The 16,990-nt window shown below is 36.3% G+C and carries 12 protein-coding genes; 9 read left to right on the forward strand and 3 right to left on the reverse strand.

Annotated features, from left to right (window positions below):
- Positions 1-99: 99 nt before the first annotated feature.
- A complete protein-coding gene (gene nhaC / locus TY13_RS14680; protein WP_042477566.1) occupies positions 100-1,476 on the forward strand; it encodes a Na+/H+ antiporter NhaC in 1,377 nt (458 codons plus the stop codon).
- 380 nt (positions 1,477-1,856) lie between these two features.
- Here nhaC and TY13_RS14685 read toward each other — a convergent pair whose 3' ends face one another.
- Positions 1,857-2,702, reverse strand: coding sequence for an AraC family transcriptional regulator (locus tag TY13_RS14685; RefSeq protein WP_042477568.1), 846 nt, complete (start codon positions 2,700-2,702; stop codon positions 1,857-1,859).
- A gap of 276 nt (positions 2,703-2,978) precedes the next feature.
- On the opposite strand from TY13_RS14685, the gene TY13_RS14690 reads away from it, so the two are divergent.
- Together TY13_RS14690 and TY13_RS14695 are read left to right on the forward strand one after the other, a co-directional pair.
- The gene (locus TY13_RS14690; protein ID WP_407637733.1) at positions 2,979-3,812 is read left to right on the forward strand and encodes an EAL domain-containing protein; all 834 of its coding nucleotides are present in this window, start codon (positions 2,979-2,981) and stop codon (positions 3,810-3,812) included.
- Between the two features lie 13 nt (positions 3,813-3,825).
- Positions 3,826-4,785, forward strand: a complete 960-nt coding sequence (locus TY13_RS14695) for a GGDEF domain-containing protein (protein ID WP_042477572.1) — start codon at positions 3,826-3,828, stop codon at positions 4,783-4,785.
- A 68-nt stretch (positions 4,786-4,853) separates the two neighbouring features.
- On the opposite strand, the gene TY13_RS14700 is transcribed toward TY13_RS14695, so the two are convergent.
- Positions 4,854-6,047: a DUF418 domain-containing protein gene (locus TY13_RS14700; RefSeq protein ID WP_042477575.1), complete on the reverse strand. Its 1,194-nt coding sequence runs from the start codon at positions 6,045-6,047 to the stop codon at positions 4,854-4,856.
- A 177-nt stretch (positions 6,048-6,224) separates the two neighbouring features.
- Between TY13_RS14700 and TY13_RS14705 the strand changes: the two genes are divergently transcribed.
- Positions 6,225-6,938, forward strand: coding sequence for a response regulator transcription factor (locus TY13_RS14705; protein ID WP_042477577.1), 714 nt, complete (start codon positions 6,225-6,227; stop codon positions 6,936-6,938).
- Entirely contained in the window at positions 6,935-8,653 is a 1,719-nt protein-coding gene (locus TY13_RS14710) for a sensor histidine kinase (RefSeq protein ID WP_042477580.1), read from the forward strand. The genes TY13_RS14705 and TY13_RS14710 overlap by 4 nt, the downstream gene beginning before the upstream one ends.
- Before the next feature lie 30 nt (positions 8,654-8,683).
- On the opposite strand, the gene TY13_RS14715 is transcribed toward TY13_RS14710, so the two are convergent.
- Positions 8,684-9,139: an 8-oxo-dGTP diphosphatase gene (locus tag TY13_RS14715; RefSeq protein WP_042477584.1), complete on the reverse strand. Its 456-nt coding sequence runs from the start codon at positions 9,137-9,139 to the stop codon at positions 8,684-8,686.
- 206 nt (positions 9,140-9,345) lie between these two features.
- Here TY13_RS14715 and TY13_RS14720 point away from each other — a divergent pair, with 206 nt between their 5' ends.
- The 4 genes from TY13_RS14720 (at position 9,346) to TY13_RS14735 (ending at position 16,931) form a co-directional block, all read left to right on the forward strand.
- On the forward strand, positions 9,346-9,753 hold the full coding sequence (locus TY13_RS14720) for a hypothetical protein (protein WP_042477587.1): 408 nt from the start codon (positions 9,346-9,348) through the stop codon (positions 9,751-9,753).
- 13 nt (positions 9,754-9,766) lie between these two features.
- On the forward strand, positions 9,767-14,632 hold the full coding sequence (locus TY13_RS14725) for a DUF4132 domain-containing protein (protein ID WP_042477589.1): 4,866 nt from the start codon (positions 9,767-9,769) through the stop codon (positions 14,630-14,632).
- 289 nt (positions 14,633-14,921) lie between these two features.
- Positions 14,922-15,299, forward strand: a complete 378-nt coding sequence (locus tag TY13_RS14730; protein ID WP_042477591.1) for a hypothetical protein — start codon at positions 14,922-14,924, stop codon at positions 15,297-15,299.
- A gap of 513 nt (positions 15,300-15,812) precedes the next feature.
- On the forward strand, positions 15,813-16,931 hold the full coding sequence (locus tag TY13_RS14735) for a S8 family peptidase (protein WP_042477593.1): 1,119 nt from the start codon (positions 15,813-15,815) through the stop codon (positions 16,929-16,931).
- The last annotated feature ends 59 nt before the right edge of the window (positions 16,932-16,990 follow it).

The raw sequence follows: 16,990 nt of genomic DNA on the forward strand, positions 1-16,990 counted from the left end.
TAGCAGCTCACTATCCTTCCGATGATCCTTATGCTATAATACACTCTGTCACTTCACCGCGTTGCAGTGAAAGAGTACACATCTTAGAGGAGGCCCCTTATGTTTCGTACTGAAGCGAAAACAACTCCCGTATTTTGGGAGGCAATTACCCTTGTTTTAGTGATTATAGGCATTATGAGCATAAGCATTATTAAATTTAACGCACCGCCACATGTGCCTATTCTCATAATTGTAATTTTATTAATCATATATGGTTTACTAAAAAAGGTTCCATTTCACCATCTCCAGCAAGGTATGGTAAATGGGGCGCAGTCTGGTCTTGCTGCTATTTTTATTTTCTTCTTAATCGGCATACTTATTAGTAGCTGGATTATTAGTGGGACTATCCCAACATTAATTTACTATGGGTTTTCTACCGTGACATCTAGCTTTTTCTTTGCTGTTGTATTTATTATTACCTGTATCGTTGGCATGGCAATTGGTAGCTCATTAACGACTGTCGCAACAGTAGGTGTTGCCTTTATCGGTATGGCGAGTGCGATGGATTTATCGCTTGCCTTAACAGCAGGTGCAATCGTGTCAGGTGCGTTTTTCGGTGATAAAATGTCACCACTTTCAGATACAACGAATTTAGCATCAAGCATCGTTGGTATTGATTTATTTGAGCATATTAAAAATATGGCATGGACAACTGTACCCGCATTTATTGTATCTGTTATCGCTTATGCTATCCTATCGCCAAAGCATATAACAGCTTCGCTTGAAAGCGTCCAGGCTTTTCAATCGACTTTACTTGAGACAAATTTAGTGCATTGGTATGCATTATTACCTCTTGTACTACTTGTCATTTTATCTATAAAAAAAGTACCAGCTCTATTGACGCTAGCAATCGGCTCCATTTTTGGTATTGCGCTATCTTTTTTACACGACACACTTTCAATAGCAGCCATTTTGGACATTTTATTTAATGGTTATGTACCTGATACGACGAATGAAGATGTTAATGCACTGCTTGGTCGAGGTGGAATTGCGAGCATGTTTTTCACAATTACATTAGTATTGCTAGCGTTAAGCATGGGTGGTTTATTATTCACGTTAGGTATCATTCAAAGTATTTTCGCTAAAATTGAATCTTCCTTAACTACATCACGCTCAGTTATTACAGGTACTGCAATTACAGGTGTCGGTGTTAACACATTAATAGGAGAACAATATTTAGCGATTTTACTAACAGGAGAAACCTTCCGCGATCAATATAAAAAAGTCGGCCTTGCACCTAAAAATTTAGCGCGCGCCATAGAAGACTCAGGAACTGTCGTCAACCCACTTATCCCTTGGAGTGTCTGTGGTATTTTTATCACAAATGTACTTGGCGTTTCAACAGTGGACTACTTCCCATTTGCCTTCTTCTGCCTACTTGGGCCCATTTTAACAGTATTTTTCGCATGGAGTGGAAGAACGTTATCGAAGATTTGATTGAATAGCTCATAACGGACATTTTATCTTGATTCAGCAAGCATTATTTTGTATCGAAAGCGTAGCGACATATACAGAAAACTCCCACCTCTACAGGTGGTGAGATGAATGCTCTATTTTGTTTTCTATGATTCAGTGGATGTACAAGCACGCGCTGAATCAAGATAAACGCCCCAGCGGATGTCATCGTCCTTAATAAAGATTTATTCAGCATTCCTGTTGAGGAGATTACAAAGGCAGAAGTAGCATTAACTGTTTTTGATGGTAAAGTTGTTTACGAAAAAACAACTGCTAAAGTGTTATCACAATAATTGATAGGGGCTGTGAGAAAGTTAGATAAATATCTGCTTTCTCACAGCCTTATTTGCAATCAATAAACACTATTTAGGTACAACCGGAACCCATAACTCACTGTTCGGCACTCTATCTGGGGCTAAATTATTTTCGATGCAGGGAAGATCGGCCAATTCATAGCCTGATGTAGGTAGCCACTCTGTGTACAGACGCTTCCACGCCTCCGAAATATTTGGGAAAACGGCCCATGTACTTTTAGGTAGCACCAGCTTCTCCATATCTTCTTTGTCACCTGTATAACGGCAGCCCATCAAATAATCAAATTCCACATCTATGATTGCAGCTTGTTTGCCAACCACACCTAGAATCCCTTCCATTTTGCATTGTGGATTTTCCCATGACATATCAATAAGCTTCTGTAATAATCCACTCTCTGCTGCCTCGCCCCAGAGCTTAGGAATTATTTGAAATGCTTCCTCAGTTAAAACCTTTTGTTTAATTCCTACAATTTCAATTTCAAAATCTAATACTTCAATTCTATAATCCATTGCCACTGCCCCTTTAATTGAAATTTGAAAGGAAAGTCTTGGTATAGCTTTTAATTCAATCCCCTTATTGCGAGCTACTGTTGGATTTACACCATGAAGGCTCTTAAATGCGCGACTGAAAGCATCTGGAGAATCATATCCATATTTAAGGGCAAGATCAATGATTCGAATATTCATGTTATTTTGAAGCTCATACGCTGCAAGTGAAAGACGCCTCCGCCTAATGTATTCTGACAAAGTCATCCCAGCCATAGATGAAAACATTCTTGGGAAATGGTACTCGGGGCAACAAGCCAATCTTGCTACCTCTTTAGAGTCTATCTCATTCGATAAATTTTGCTCAATATAATCCATTGCTCTATTTATTCTCTCTAGCCAATCCATATGTTCTCCTTTCAAAAATCACTATAAATGAAAACAAATTGCTTCGTCCGACATTTTATGCTCAATAAATATCGGGTATTTTTGAGGCTGCTAAGTATTTATAGTTCATATTTTCCCATGTAACCCCTTGCCAGTAAATATATTCTTTACAAATTTGTTTTCACTTATAGGGCAGGATAAGATTTGCCGAATCAAGATAAACTTTACAAAAACTTCACATTACAATAATAAATAACTAGTACACTAGAACTATTAATGATTAAAGAGGTGCCTTTTTTGAAGTTATTTTCTATGCAGCAAGTACTATTTTCTTATACAAAAAATATACAGCACAATTGTGAAGAAGAAAGACTCTATTACAAAAAGCTATTTGCACTAGCAAAAATAATGGAAGAAAATCAAGTAGATACATTTTTTCAACCTATTATGGATTTACAAACAACAGAAACTTTTGCCTTTGAAGCACTAAATCGTCCAAGCTCTACCAACATATTTCCTTCTGCTGATGCTCTCTTTGAATTTATTGGGCAAACGAATAGAGTTTTTGATTTTGAGTGCTTTTGTCGTAACTTGACATTAAAAAGATTTAAAAATCGACTGTCCAACGATGAAAACTTCACTCTATTTATCAATATTCATCCATCCGTTTTACTTGATAAAAAGTATCAAAGTGGAGAAACCCTTAAGCTTGTAACCTCATTAGGAATTTCTCCAAATCAAATTGTCTTTGAATTAACGGAAAGAAGTGCCGTAACAGATTTTATCGAATTTGAGCGTGTGCTTTCAAACTACAGAGCGCAAGGCTTTCGTATCGCAATTGATGATGTAGGCTCTGGCTATAACAGTTTAAAGACGCTTGTTTATTTGAAGCCAGAATTTATTAAAGTAGATGGTTCTCTTGTGCGATTTATTGACCGTAATAAAGAGCAGCAGCAATTGTTTAATATGCTGATGATGTATGTGCAAGAATCCAATACAAAGATTATTGCAGAAGGAGTTGAACGACCCGAAGAATTAAAGTTTCTTCAGGAAATCGGTGTGCATTATGCACAGGGGTACGCCTTAGGTAGACCTAATCACGATATTTTACAAGCCAAAAAGCCAATGTGAAAGGAAGTTGTAAATGGTTTATATAGGAGAGATGGCTGAGCAAATTATGAGTGTTGAGCCCACGAATAAAAATAAAATAATCGATCAACACTTTACAAAAGACCAGACATTGCGCGGATTAGTTATTACAGATCAACGTGTACCTATTGCCTATATTTCTAGGACACATTTTTATGAAAAAATTGGAACACTGTATGGATATAACTTGTATATGGGAAGAGAGAGCAAGCTAATTGCTAAATCAGTCCCATTAATCGTGGACTATTATAAACCGATTATGGATGTCAGCACACTCGCTATGGCACGAAACCCAGAAGATTTGTATGATGATATCATTGTGATAAAAGATGGTTTTTACTTAGGCGTTGTCAGTATAAGAGCACTACTGTTAAAGTTAGTTGATATTCAAGTAGAATTTGCTAGCCTGTTAAACCCGTTAAGCCATCTCCCTGGTAACCAATTAATAGATGAGAAATTATGTGAAGTATTAAATAATGAACAATACAGTATCCTTTATTTTGACATCGATCATTTTAAAATGTTTAATGACGTATACGGCTTTAAAAAGGGAGATGAGGTGCTGTTATTTATGACCGATTTGTTGAAGCAATACATTTTGCCAACAAACGGTTTTTTAGGGCATATTGGTGGCGATGATTTTGTCGCAATTTGCACAAACTATGATATAGAAGAAATGTGTGCACGTATTATTTCAGATTTTGATAAGCAAATCGTGCATTTCTATGATAAGCGTCATTTTATAGACGACAAATTTTCTGTCGCTAATCGCTCTGGTGAACGCGTCATGTTTCAAATAAGCACATTATCCATTGCTGTGGTAAATAACCGATTCACAAAATATGAATATGCCGATGCATTATCTGATGCCGTAGCAAAAGTCAAAAGTGAATGTAAGAAGTATCAAGGAAGCTGTTATGTCGTAAATGGACATGTTTTGCAAGGTTGTAAATGATAGTACTCTCCTCTGAACATGAAAAATGGATTCGAGAAATGTGGTAGTTTCCCAAATCCATTTTTATGTTACACATTTTCGTTCAGTGTACGATGCTTTTTCTTTCTTTTAAAGGAGAAGTATGTCCATGTACGAATAAGTTTTTCCATTGGTCCTGCTTGAAAATGCGTTAAGTAATAGCGGCTCGCAATTAGCTGTAACAAATAGATGACAATACCCAATACAAATCCTAGAGTAACACCTAACTTTCCAAACAATCCAAAACCATAACCATAAAAAATTGTCGTACAAATAACGGACTGTAAAAGATAGTTGGTTAACGACAATTTTCCAACTGCTTCAAACCATTGCATTTTATTGCTAAACCAAGCTTGATTATAAAGAGCCGCAATTAAGAAAATGTAACCGAATGCCAAAATAAATGTGCCTATCATTTGCCCGAAATCTGTAAAGGAAAAGCTTGGACCCAACTCAGCCAGCGCTTTCAAAGTAATTCCTAAGAAAATTAATACTCCGGCTAACAAGCCATAGCGTCGACCCTTTCCTTGCATTTGAACAAACCATTGTTTCTTTGCTGCATATATTCCCATTAAAAATATTGGTAACATAAAAATAGCTACAAAAACTGCAAGAAATAATACCGGTTCATCTTCCTCAATTAACTCTGCATTATTGCGATGTTCTTTAATTTCCTGATACGTACCTGAGCCATATATATCTACCGTTTTTTCCATATATGCTTGTAAACTTTGTGGATTCGATATTTCCTCTACCCCTCCGCCAACAAAACTTCCTAATCCGATAAATGCAAAAGTAATTACCCATGTACTAATCGCCCAAATTAAAACCGTTTTTGCTTTACGACGGACAAATAAGATAAGTATCAGCATCAGCGTCCCATATGAAAATAGAATATCTCCCTCCCATAAAAAGATGCCATGAAGCAGTCCAATTATTATTAAAAAGAGTGACCTTTTGAATAAATGCCATTTCACTTTTAAACCTTTATTTTCAAGGCTTTGACTCATCATAATCATTGAATAGCCAAATAAAAAAGCAAAGATTGGCATAAAGCTTCCCGTAATCGCAATGGCAATGAAATGATTCATCCATTCATCCAATCCACTCATCGTGAACATATCCATTGTCGGGCTTCCATTTATGCTATATTGAAAAATAAGCATGTTTGCAGATAAAATTCCAAACAAGCTAAACCCACGAATTCCATCAATTACATGAATTCTACCTTTTGTTTTTTCCATTATTATTACCACCTTCATCTAAAAGCTGTTACATTTAGCATACTAGCAATACCTTACTTGAAAAAAAACCGTACCTTACCATAACCTTAACAGTTACGAAATTTGTTTATCTCCTATTAAGCTTCGTATGATAGGATGGGTTGAACAAGGGAATAACACATAATAGGGGTGAAATTTTTGAACAATATGCATATTTTACTTGTTGATGATGAACAATCTATTACCCAAATGATTGCAATGGTTCTCCATAAAGAAGGCTTCACAAATATTCACCAGGCTGCTACTGGGGAAGCTACATTGCAGCACATAAAAAATAATCCGGTAGATTTTATTATTTTAGATGTCATGCTTCCAGATGCAAATGGTTTCGAGCTATGCAGCAAAATTCGTGAATATACAGATGCTTATATCTTATTTTTAACAGCAAAGGTGAAAGACTTTGATGTCTTAACCGGCTTCGAAAAAGGAGGAGATGATTATGTAACAAAGCCCTTTAATCCACTCGAAATCGTTGCACGAATTAAAGCATATTTGAGAAGAAATCAATCTACTCCCCCTTCCACAGCCCCAATTCATAAAAAAATATATGATTTTGGGTATTTTATCGTAGATGAAGATCGTGGGGAATTAATCGTGGATGGCACAGTTATTCCATGCCCTGCACAAGTATTTCTACTTTTACTACACTTTTGTAAAAATCCAAATCGCATTTTATCAAAAGATCAGCTATTTGCTGCTGTATGGGGCTTTGATCATTTTTCTGACGATAATACAGTAATGGTTCATATACGTCGAATTCGGGAACGCATCGAACCAAACCCAAGCCAGCCAATCTATTTGTTAACAGTTCGTGGACTGGGCTATAAATTAGTGAAAGGGAATGAGCAATGAAATTACAAAGAAGAATTGCATTCCACTTTACATTGCAATTTGTCATTTTGTTCGTAGCATTATTTGCCTTCGTGATTATTCTTATGATGTTTCTTGCAAATGTTCTGGCAAATGAAGAGCTTAAACGTAATCTTCCGTCTGGATTAGTTACAAATATTCCACTTGCGGCAGTAATTAAAAACGATATTGTTACATTAGATGATCAATGGATTGATTTACTAGGGGAAAATCATATGTGGCTACAAATTCTCAATGAGCAGGGGGATGTTATCTCAGCAGTTAATACTCCTGATAGCTTGCCTAATACTTATACGGTAAATGAGCTCCTACAAATTGAAGAAGCTAGGACATTGAATGGTTATGATGTTAGCACCTATTATACATCTTGGTTATCAGATGCTAATTATTATTTATTTGGCTATTATCAGCCAACAAAAAGTTTATTGGACAATTGGTTTGAACGCTTTGGACAAACTGAAACCGTATCTGCACAAGATGCAGAGATTTTACAAAAAGAATTAATATCGCATAACGGTGTATTATACATTTTCAAGAACGGCGAAATTATTCAAACACTTGGAGAAGCAAAAAAACTACCAACAGCTCCCCTCAGTATAATAGCTATGAAGCATGAACCAGGAGAATTTGGAGGAGAATTTGCTTTTCATAACTCTCCAAACTTTAACACTGCTTGGGCTTTATATATTCCAAAGGACGACCATACAAAAAAGACATGGTTCTTTAAGAAGGAAGTACAAATTACTTTCTTAGCTGGCCTTATAAGTTTAATTATTGCAATTATTCTTTCTTTTTGGAATGGCTATCGCTACGGACGCCCACTGTTCATGATGGTAAAATGGATTGATCGCATCGAAGCAGGTCAATTCGAGGTATTTACAGAAAAGGAAAAGCGAAAAGTATTTAAGAAATCAGGAAAAACTCGTAGAAAATATCGCTTATACCAAGAAGTAATCCAAGCATTAAGGACGATGGCACAAAAGCTAGATATCGCCAATAAGGAAAGAAAGCAGTTAGAAAAAACGCGTGAAGAGTGGATGGCTGGTATATCGCATGATATTCGGACACCTCTTTCTAGCATTCATGGGTATGGGCATCTATTAGAAAGCAATCAATATACATTTTCCCCTGAGGAAATGCAGGAAATTGGTAAAACAATTCGTGAAAAAGGAGACTATATCATTCAACTCGTTGATGACTTTTCTCTTGTTTTCGAATTAAAAAACAATGCGCTTGAGCTGAATTTAGAAGAGATTGAGCTAAATAAATTTGTTCAGCAATCTGTTCAAGCCTTCCAAAAGGACTTAACAATTCAACCTGTCGAGCTTATTTTTAGAGGGACAGAAAATCCATTACATGCTTTACTTGATCCGAAATGGTTTATCCGAGTACTTGATAATGTCATCTACAATGCAATCAAGCACAATCCGACTGGAACACAAATTCAAGTAAATTTATTTCAGGATAACTTTAATCACATCATCCAAATTCAAGATAATGGTGTAGGAATAGATGAATATGCACTGGAAACTCTATTTGACCGCTATCATCGTGGAACAAATACACGAGAGCGCAAAGATGGGTCTGGTCTTGGTATGAATATCGCCAAAGGAATCGTTGAACTTCATCATGGCAGCATCGATGTACAATCTAAACTTGGAGAAGGTACAACGATTACAATTAGTCTTCCAAAATGAATTTAAAGGGGGGATGAAAGCCCCCCTATCCTATCTAAAGATTAAACGACCTTTATCATCTTTATTCCATATACCAAATCCTTCTGCAAATTTTTTCTCCAAAAACATTGGTAGCCTTTCTTTCATACCCTCAGCAAAATCAAGTTGTAATAATTCATCTTTATGTACCCAAAACACATCACCCTCATTTGTTCCATCGAATAATTCTCCGCTAAATTCGCTTGTTCGATAATTAAAAACAAAATACTTTTCGCCTGTTTTATCGTTTAACCAATAAATCACGCCACATGGTTCTAAATTAGAGATCGTTAAGCCTGTTTCTTCTCTTATTTCCCTAATTGTTGATTCGATTAGGCTTTCCCCATCCTCTACATGCCCCCCTGGAAAAGCAATTCCTTTCCACGATTTAATTCTATTTTGAACTAATACTTCGTTAGTTTCTTTATCATAAATCATACACATATTTGTTAATATTACCTTTGACATAGCCCATTACTCCTCTTCAAAATACTTATTCTATAAGATTAACATTTTACTAAAATGTTTATCAATTTCTTATAAAACCTGCTGATTTTACCCCTATTTTTATAATAATTCCCTGCGCTTTTCGCACTATTTTACGTAGCTTTACCGAATTTTATTATTAATCAATAATGCTGTTTTGTATAATTGAAGGTAAAGGAGTGGGAAAATTGCGAATTTATGCGAGAGTAAAGTCGATTGGAAAACGCAAGCCCGTATTAGAGCTACAGCCTTTTGATATAGAACCCGTCAATACATTGCGCGGGCTTATTATACAAATTGTGCAGCAAAACGTCAAAGCCTTTAATAACGGGAAATCATTCACTATGTATTTATTAGAAGAAGATATTGAAGCTGCACATGAGCAAGGAAAGGTTGGCTTTAATCATAAATACAATGACGCCAAGCAATCTGAGCAAGCAGCTGTCGAGGAAGCATTATTAGCATTCGAGGATGGGATTTATAAAGTACTTTATGGTGATATTGAGCTAACAAAATTAGACGAGCCATTACAACTAAAGGAAGAAGATATATTCACTTTTATTAAATTAACAATGCTGTCTGGGCGTTTATGGTAAAGGAGATGATTTTATGAAAAAACAATTATTTACGTTTCTTCAATCAATGGAGCAGCACGCTAAAAAAGAAGGCTATGAGTATTCTTATGATCAACTAGAAAAATTTAAAAACCTTATTAAATCAAATAGTATTACAACAGTTGAGCAATTATTTGATAACGGTTTATTTGATGCATTAAGCAAGCTTTATGATCCAGAGTTCGCTAATGAAATTAAACTTTATTGCTTCGAACAAATGAAACACTCTTTTCAACAGGGCTTATACCGCCGTTCTATACATAGCTCGTCAGTTGAGCAGCACGCTACCAATTTGTTAGCAATTATTACAGGCGGTGAATTAAATAAACAAGTCAATGTAATTGATGTAATACGTAACAACCAAGCTCGCTATTACCGTGGATTCAGCAATTTTTATGTTGATAAAAAGGGGCAAGCAATCGCTGCTGCAGGTTTTGCCGAAGCGAAATTCGCACATTTATTACAACATAATGATGCCGAAGCCATGAATTATGTACATGAAGCGATTTTTGCAGAAAATAATGTTGCTGTTTTAACCCACAATTTAATTAAAATGATTATTAGTAGCAGCAATATGAAAGCAATCGAATGGCTAGGACAGCTACTTATCGCTGCGCAGCGTCAGGAAGGGATGCGTCAGGCAATTTTAGAAAATGCAGATTGCGGCACACCTGAAACATTAATTTATTTTATGAAACTAATAAAAGAGCACGACTTAATGCGCTTTTCCTCTGTGCAGCGTGCATTTGAGACATGGACTGGTTTACTTTACTATGTGGACGATAAAAAGGTCGTACAAAAGCTGCTCGATATTTCTTATGATGTTCTTGCAAACGGTGCAGATTTCGAGCCACTTTTAGAGTCAGAGGATACGATTGCGAACTATGCTGCGCTCTGGGCAATTGCAACAAAGGACATGCAAAATATTGAGCCTGCTATTAAACGCTTACTGCGAGGAAAGAAACACCAAATCCTATCAGCACTTTATTTTGCCTCAATGGCTCATCTTGATAGCTATTTACGCCCTGTTATTTTTGACGTTATTTTCGAGCAGGATGATTTAGATATTTTAACATTGGCGATGCAGAATATTTTCCCTATCTCTATGCAGACGAAATACCATTTTTATGATCATATAGACCGTCATGAGTATTTAAAAGATTATCCACAATCGCTTCTGACTCGCATTGAGGAAATTGCTCAGCTTATGACGAAGCAGGAGCATACACTTCAAGGAAAGCCATTCCCTTGGTTAAACTACACATTAACGAAGGAATACATTATTAACGGCGCGATGATATTAGCATTCCTTTGGAAGGACCGCGATTATTTAACGAAAATTTATGAAATACGCAAGGAATTAGTGCACAACCAACGTGAAAATCTGCTAGGGTTAATTGTTGAAAAGCTGAATATGCCTCAGGCGAGTGAATTTTTAGTTGAAAGCCTTCAAGAACGTGGCACTCGCGACTTGGCATTACAATTGATTAAAAAGAAAGAAGAGCCGTTAACAGATGTGGAAATCGAAACGCTAGAGCAGCTGTTTTACTTAAAGTCAGGCGCTACGAAACAGGCGATTTTACATGCATTGGTAGCTCAACCCCCAACAAAAACACTGGAAAGTGCAGAGCGCTTAATAAAAAGTACTAAGCAAGATTTACGTTTAGGTGGCTTAGATTTATTAGTTGAGCTGAAAAAGGCGAAAGCGGTAGACAGCAAGCAAGTTTCAGCAATAGTAGGCAATATTGCAAAGCCTACTGCCAAAGAGCTAGAGGTAATCGAAGCCCTAATTGAAGATACGAGCCAAAAAACATTTGTAGGCGGCTTTGGTCTATTTAATCCAAGCTATGCAAAGGATAATGTTCCACCAGTAAAAATATTGATTGAAAATGCTACACAAACATTAACATCATTCGATTTAAAAAAGCTACAGGGTAAGCTACAGCTCCTTTCTAGCTTAATCGACGAAAATGCTACGTATGAATATAAGGTAAAATCTTGGAATGGCGAGGCGCATACTACCCTACTTGGTGACTATTTACGTCCAGTTTACGGAGCAGAGGATGAGCATATTAAAAACTATCCTTTAGCCGAAAAATGGCTTACTTGGAAGGACGATGTGCAGTTAACAGAAATGGAGTGCTTAGTCACTACGCTTTTCGTGAAGCAAAGCTACTATGGCAAAGAGCCTTGGGATAAAGGGCTGATTGATAAGGCAAGAGAAACTCTAGCGAAATGGTTTAATTTCGACAATATAAATGAACTAAATTATTGGTTAAACACATTGCCTCATGGAGATAAAGTCCATCTAATTGTTGAATTACTTTACAATACAGAATATGACCATACAGAGTCATTCAATTATGCATATAATGCGATTGCAGAAATTTTCCAAAATCTATCAAGTACAACAACGTGGTTTGAACGCATTAATTCATTATCAGAATGGTCTACTTACACGTATGAATCACATCCACTTTTCCAAACGCTGTTATATAAATGTGCACGTCATGCCAAGACAGACGAGCAATTTACACAATTATTTGCTCTGTATGTTGCAATAACACAGCTACATGAAAAGCATAACCGTGAAAAAGGAGACGGGCCAATATACTTACCTATTTCTTATTCAAGCGATTCTACAACAGCACGTGCACATGCTTTGGGACTGGTGCCGATAGATGCTTGTTATGTAGAAGTATTTGATCCATTAAACACGTCGTATCATATTTCTGATTTATTCGATACGAAACTGCGTGAAAAGCTGGTAGAAAGCTACCCGTTTTTAACTGAAGTATATGAAAAATCCTTTAATCGCATTATAGATATTGAATTAAGCCGTGGTGATTTACGTACAGAAGTAAGCCATATAGCAAATCGCTTAAATCCAATTGTTGGCGTAGCATATTTTGCACGTATTATGCATGCTTTAAAAGGATTAACACTAGTTCGAGGCTATTCATGGGCAGGTGACTATACGAAGCGCGAAGTATTTTCAAGTATGCTACAGCATTGTAGGCCAGCTTCTAGCGATACGGTAGATGATTTAGCAGCAGCATTACAGCCGTATAATTTCACAGAAGAAGAGCTATTAAATGCGATGATGTATACACCTTCTTACATTTCACTAATTAGTGAATACTTAGGCTGGTCGGGGCTTGAAAGCGCTGCCTGGTATTTCCGTGCACATACGACCGATACGTTAAGCGATGAAAGCATGAGTCAAATTCAGCTTTATACAAGCATTACAGCGAACGAGTTTCGTGACGGTGCCTTCGCAAAGGAATGGCTAATCGAGTGCTATAACGAGCTTGGGAAAGAGCGCTTCAATAAGCTATATGACAGTGCTAAATATGCCTCAGAGGGCGCAACACACCGCCGTGCCCAAATGTTCGCAGATGCTGCATTAGGACATTTAAAGCTTAAGTCTTTAATGGACGAAGTTGCTGACAAGCGCAATAAGGATAAGTTGCGCTGTATCGGTCTGGTGCCATTAAGCAAAAAAACTACATTAAAAGATGCATATAAACGCTATCAATTTATTCAAGCGTTTTTAAAGGAAAGCAAACAATTTGGTGCACAGCGTAGAGAAAGCGAAGGCTTAGCCTGTCGCATTGCCATCGAAAATTTAGCGCGCAACTTAGGTGATGATGTTACACGCTTTGCATGGCGCATGGAAATTTTCGAGCTCGATACAATCAAAAAATATTTTGAACTAATTGAAGTGGACGATATTTCGCTACATTTACAAGCAGATGAAAAAGGCATTGTAGACTTTGTTGTTGAGAAGGCTGGCAAGCAATTAAAATCTGTACCAGCTCGCTTGAAAAAAAATACAGTCGTTCAAGAAATGACAGATGTTCGCAAGCAATTACGCGAACAGCAAAGTAGGTCTCGTAAAGCATTTGAAGAAGCAATGGAAAAAGGAACAGCCTTCACTTTTGGTGAATTGAAAAGCTTACTTGAGCACCCTGTTTTAGCACCAATGCTGGAAAAGCTTTATATTGTAAGTGGCTCAACAATTGGCTTAATTAAAAATTTAGAGCTAGCAGACGATGCTGAGGCTCGCATTGCACATCCATATGATTTATTTGCATCGAAAAGATGGGCTGACATTCAGCATGAGGTGTTCACGAACAAAATTATCCAACCATTTAAACAAGTGTTCCGTGAGCTGTATGTTGTCAATGCTGACGAGCAAGATAAAAACGTATCATCACGCTATGCAGGGCATCAAATTCAGCCACAAAAAACATTGGCGTTATTAAAAACACGAGGCTGGATAGCTAGCTACGATGAAGGCTTACGTAAAATATATTACGAGCAAGATATTGTCGTAACGATTTATGCGATGGCAGACTGGTTCTCACCCGCCGATATTGAAGCACCAACGATTGAGTATGTAGCATTTTACAACCGCCGAACAGGTAAGTCGATTTCACTACAGGATGTGCCTCCTTTAATTTTCTCTGAGGCAATGCGTGACGTTGATTTAGTTGTGAGTGTGGCACATGTTGGTGGCGTAGATCCAGAGGCAAGTTTCTCAACAATCGAAACACGTGCAGCAATTGTTCGTGAATTAACACAAATGCTGAAGTTAACAAAAGTTTCTGTTGAAAAGCAGCATGTAATTATCGAAGGCTCGCTTGCACGCTACAGCTTGCATTTAGGAAGCGGTACTGTGCATAAAATTGGTGGTGCAATGATGCCAATTTTAGCAGTTCAATCACAGCATCGAGGTCGTATTTTCCTACCGTTTGCTGATGAGGACCCTCGCACAGCAGAAATTATGTCTAAAATCGTAATGCTAAGCGAGGATAATAAAATTAAAGACCCAACAATCTTACAATGGATTAAATAGGAGGAAGAGACGAGGCATATAATTGCTTCGTCTCGTTTTCTTTTTATTCTACGTTTTTTGGAATTTATTCTACGTTTTTCGAATGTTATTCTACGTTTTCTGCAATTTATTCTACGTTATTTCCCAATATCAATTTCGACAAGGCTAACAATGAAACAAAGTCTTCCTCTAAAACGGAAATCCCCCTCTTTTCAACAACAATTATTTAATCTCTATTCAAAAGTTGTTGTTTCTTTTCGCTATAGTTCTATATAACTTGTAACAATAAAATTTCAAGGAGGTAGTAAAAATGGGAAATAAGGATGTAACAGAGGGAGTTTCAACAAATGCATACTATGAGGTAGTAGGTAGTGCCTACGTAAGCTATAATAATGAATTGGCTGGTTATATGCAGTCAGCCCGTATAAATTTATTGGAAGGCTACTCGAAGGTTTTAGCAAGTAACACTGGATCAAATACTCTTGTAGTAAGGCTTATGAAAATGGAAAGCTCTGGTGTTATACCTAGCCAGCATATTGTTAAAGAATGGAATGTGTCCGTTGGTAAATCGTTAGATACAGGAATATTTTCGCTTGAGCCAAACACCTATTTTCTGAGATTATCTAGAACAAGCGCTTCCTATCCAACTAGCGGTACAGGTAGGTTACAGAGTATTAGACCTCTTTAAATATCCCAAAAAAGAATCAAAGTTAACCTCATTAAATAAAATTCACCTTCATCAAAAGACCTCATGCAATATGAAGGTCTTTTGATTTTATTCCCCCTACAATAACAACGTTTCGACGCATTTAAAATTTTAATCCATCTATAGAGATAAGTTGTAGATTTAACGCATCACTTTGCGAGCTGCGCTTAATTTTATTTTTACTAATACTACAGCATATGAAAGCGATTGGATAAAGTAGAAATCGGCTCTTTTTTCATATGTACTGTTTTCCTTAATGGGAATTTTCCCCTTTACAAAATATCGTTATTCCCCTGCTTTTAGTGCATGCATACATATCCTCTCTCCACTCTGTTATTGCCCAAAATGCGAGGTTTTTTTAATAGTCATATTCCTACTTAACAAAAAATTAATAAATTAGATAGAATATTATTTTTGGGAATTTTCTGAAAAGGTTGTATTTTTATCTAATGTTACTTCTTTTTTAATAAATAAAATAGTTAGGATGTGATTTTTATGGTTTTTTTCACAGAGAAAACATCTTTATACACTATCAATCAGTCTAAAGAAAAAGTCACAGAGAATATTTTAAAAACCGGCGCTGCAAAATTATGGTGTCAGGGGTTTACTGGTAAAAATGTTGTTATCGCAGTATTGGATACTGGATGCGAAACTGCTCATCCAGATTTAAGAAATCGAATTATTGGCGGTTGTAATTTCACTAACGAACATGGGGGAAATATAAATATTTATGAGGATTTAAATGGTCATGGTACACATGTAGCTGGAATTATAGCTGCATCTAACAATAATGGCGGGCTAATTGGCATGGCTCCTGATGCTAAACTTCTTATTTTAAAAGTATTAAATAAAGAAGGCATCGGGTCACTAGACTCTTTCATTAAAGCAATAAATTATGCTATTGATTGGCGTGGTCCGAATAATGAAAGAGTAAATATTATTAATTTATCTTTAGGAACAAAAAATAGTAATAATGAAGTTTATGAATCAATTAAAAGGGCTATAGCATTCAATATATCTGTAGTTGTCTCTTCAGGTAATGATGGGGATGGAGATATAAATACCGATGAATATAGTTATCCTGCTTACTATGAGGAGGTTATTGCTGTTGGAGCTATAAATAATGCAAATAAAATTGCTAAATTCAGCAACTCCAATGACAATATAGATCTTTATGCCCCAGGGGTAGATATTGAATCCACTCATTTAGAAAAGGAGTTTATTTCATTAAGCGGAACCTCAATGGCTGCACCCCATGTCACTGGAGCATTGGCATTACTAATTAATAGATATGAATTGATAACAGGTACTAAACCAACTGAAATGGAATTGTACAACTTTTTGATTAAACATACTGAACAAGTTAAAGTCACAGACACTAATACCATTTTATTATTAAATCTTGCAAATTATGATGATACCGAAATTAATTTAATCAATAAAGAATTATTGATTAAATGCTTTGGTGAAGTCAGAAAAACACAAGCATTTTTTACACAGTGTCTAAACGATTATTGTTCTCCAGAAGATAAGGAATTTTTAATATCGCTAATCCAAGAGTCAAAGAGTACAACAAACAAGCTCAAAAAATTATGTTATGGTATTAAACCATAACGACAAATAGAGCTTTCTTTTTTAAACTATTATATTCCATGTATTTCAATAATTTGATA

Source organism: Bacillus ndiopicus, from assembly GCF_000612805.1.
GTDB lineage: Bacteria > Bacillota > Bacilli > Bacillales_A > Planococcaceae > Metasolibacillus > Metasolibacillus ndiopicus.

Bases quoted from the DNA above. Each gene is read 5' to 3' on its own strand.
- nhaC (WP_042477566.1), top strand. From the start codon at position 100: ATGTTTCGTACTGAAGCGAAAACAACTCCCGTATTTTGGGAGGCAATT.
- TY13_RS14710 (WP_042477580.1), top strand. From the start codon at position 6,935: ATGAAATTACAAAGAAGAATTGCATTCCACTTTACATTGCAATTTGTC.
- TY13_RS14685 (WP_042477568.1), bottom strand. From the start codon at position 2,702: ATGGATTGGCTAGAGAGAATAAATAGAGCAATGGATTATATTGAGCAA.
- TY13_RS14700 (WP_042477575.1), bottom strand. From the start codon at position 6,047: ATGGAAAAAACAAAAGGTAGAATTCATGTAATTGATGGAATTCGTGGG.
- TY13_RS14735 (WP_042477593.1), top strand. From the start codon at position 15,813: ATGGTTTTTTTCACAGAGAAAACATCTTTATACACTATCAATCAGTCT.
- TY13_RS14730 (WP_042477591.1), top strand. From the start codon at position 14,922: ATGGGAAATAAGGATGTAACAGAGGGAGTTTCAACAAATGCATACTAT.
- TY13_RS14725 (WP_042477589.1), top strand. From the start codon at position 9,767: ATGAAAAAACAATTATTTACGTTTCTTCAATCAATGGAGCAGCACGCT.
- TY13_RS14695 (WP_042477572.1), top strand. From the start codon at position 3,826: ATGGTTTATATAGGAGAGATGGCTGAGCAAATTATGAGTGTTGAGCCC.
- TY13_RS14715 (WP_042477584.1), bottom strand. From the start codon at position 9,139: ATGTCAAAGGTAATATTAACAAATATGTGTATGATTTATGATAAAGAA.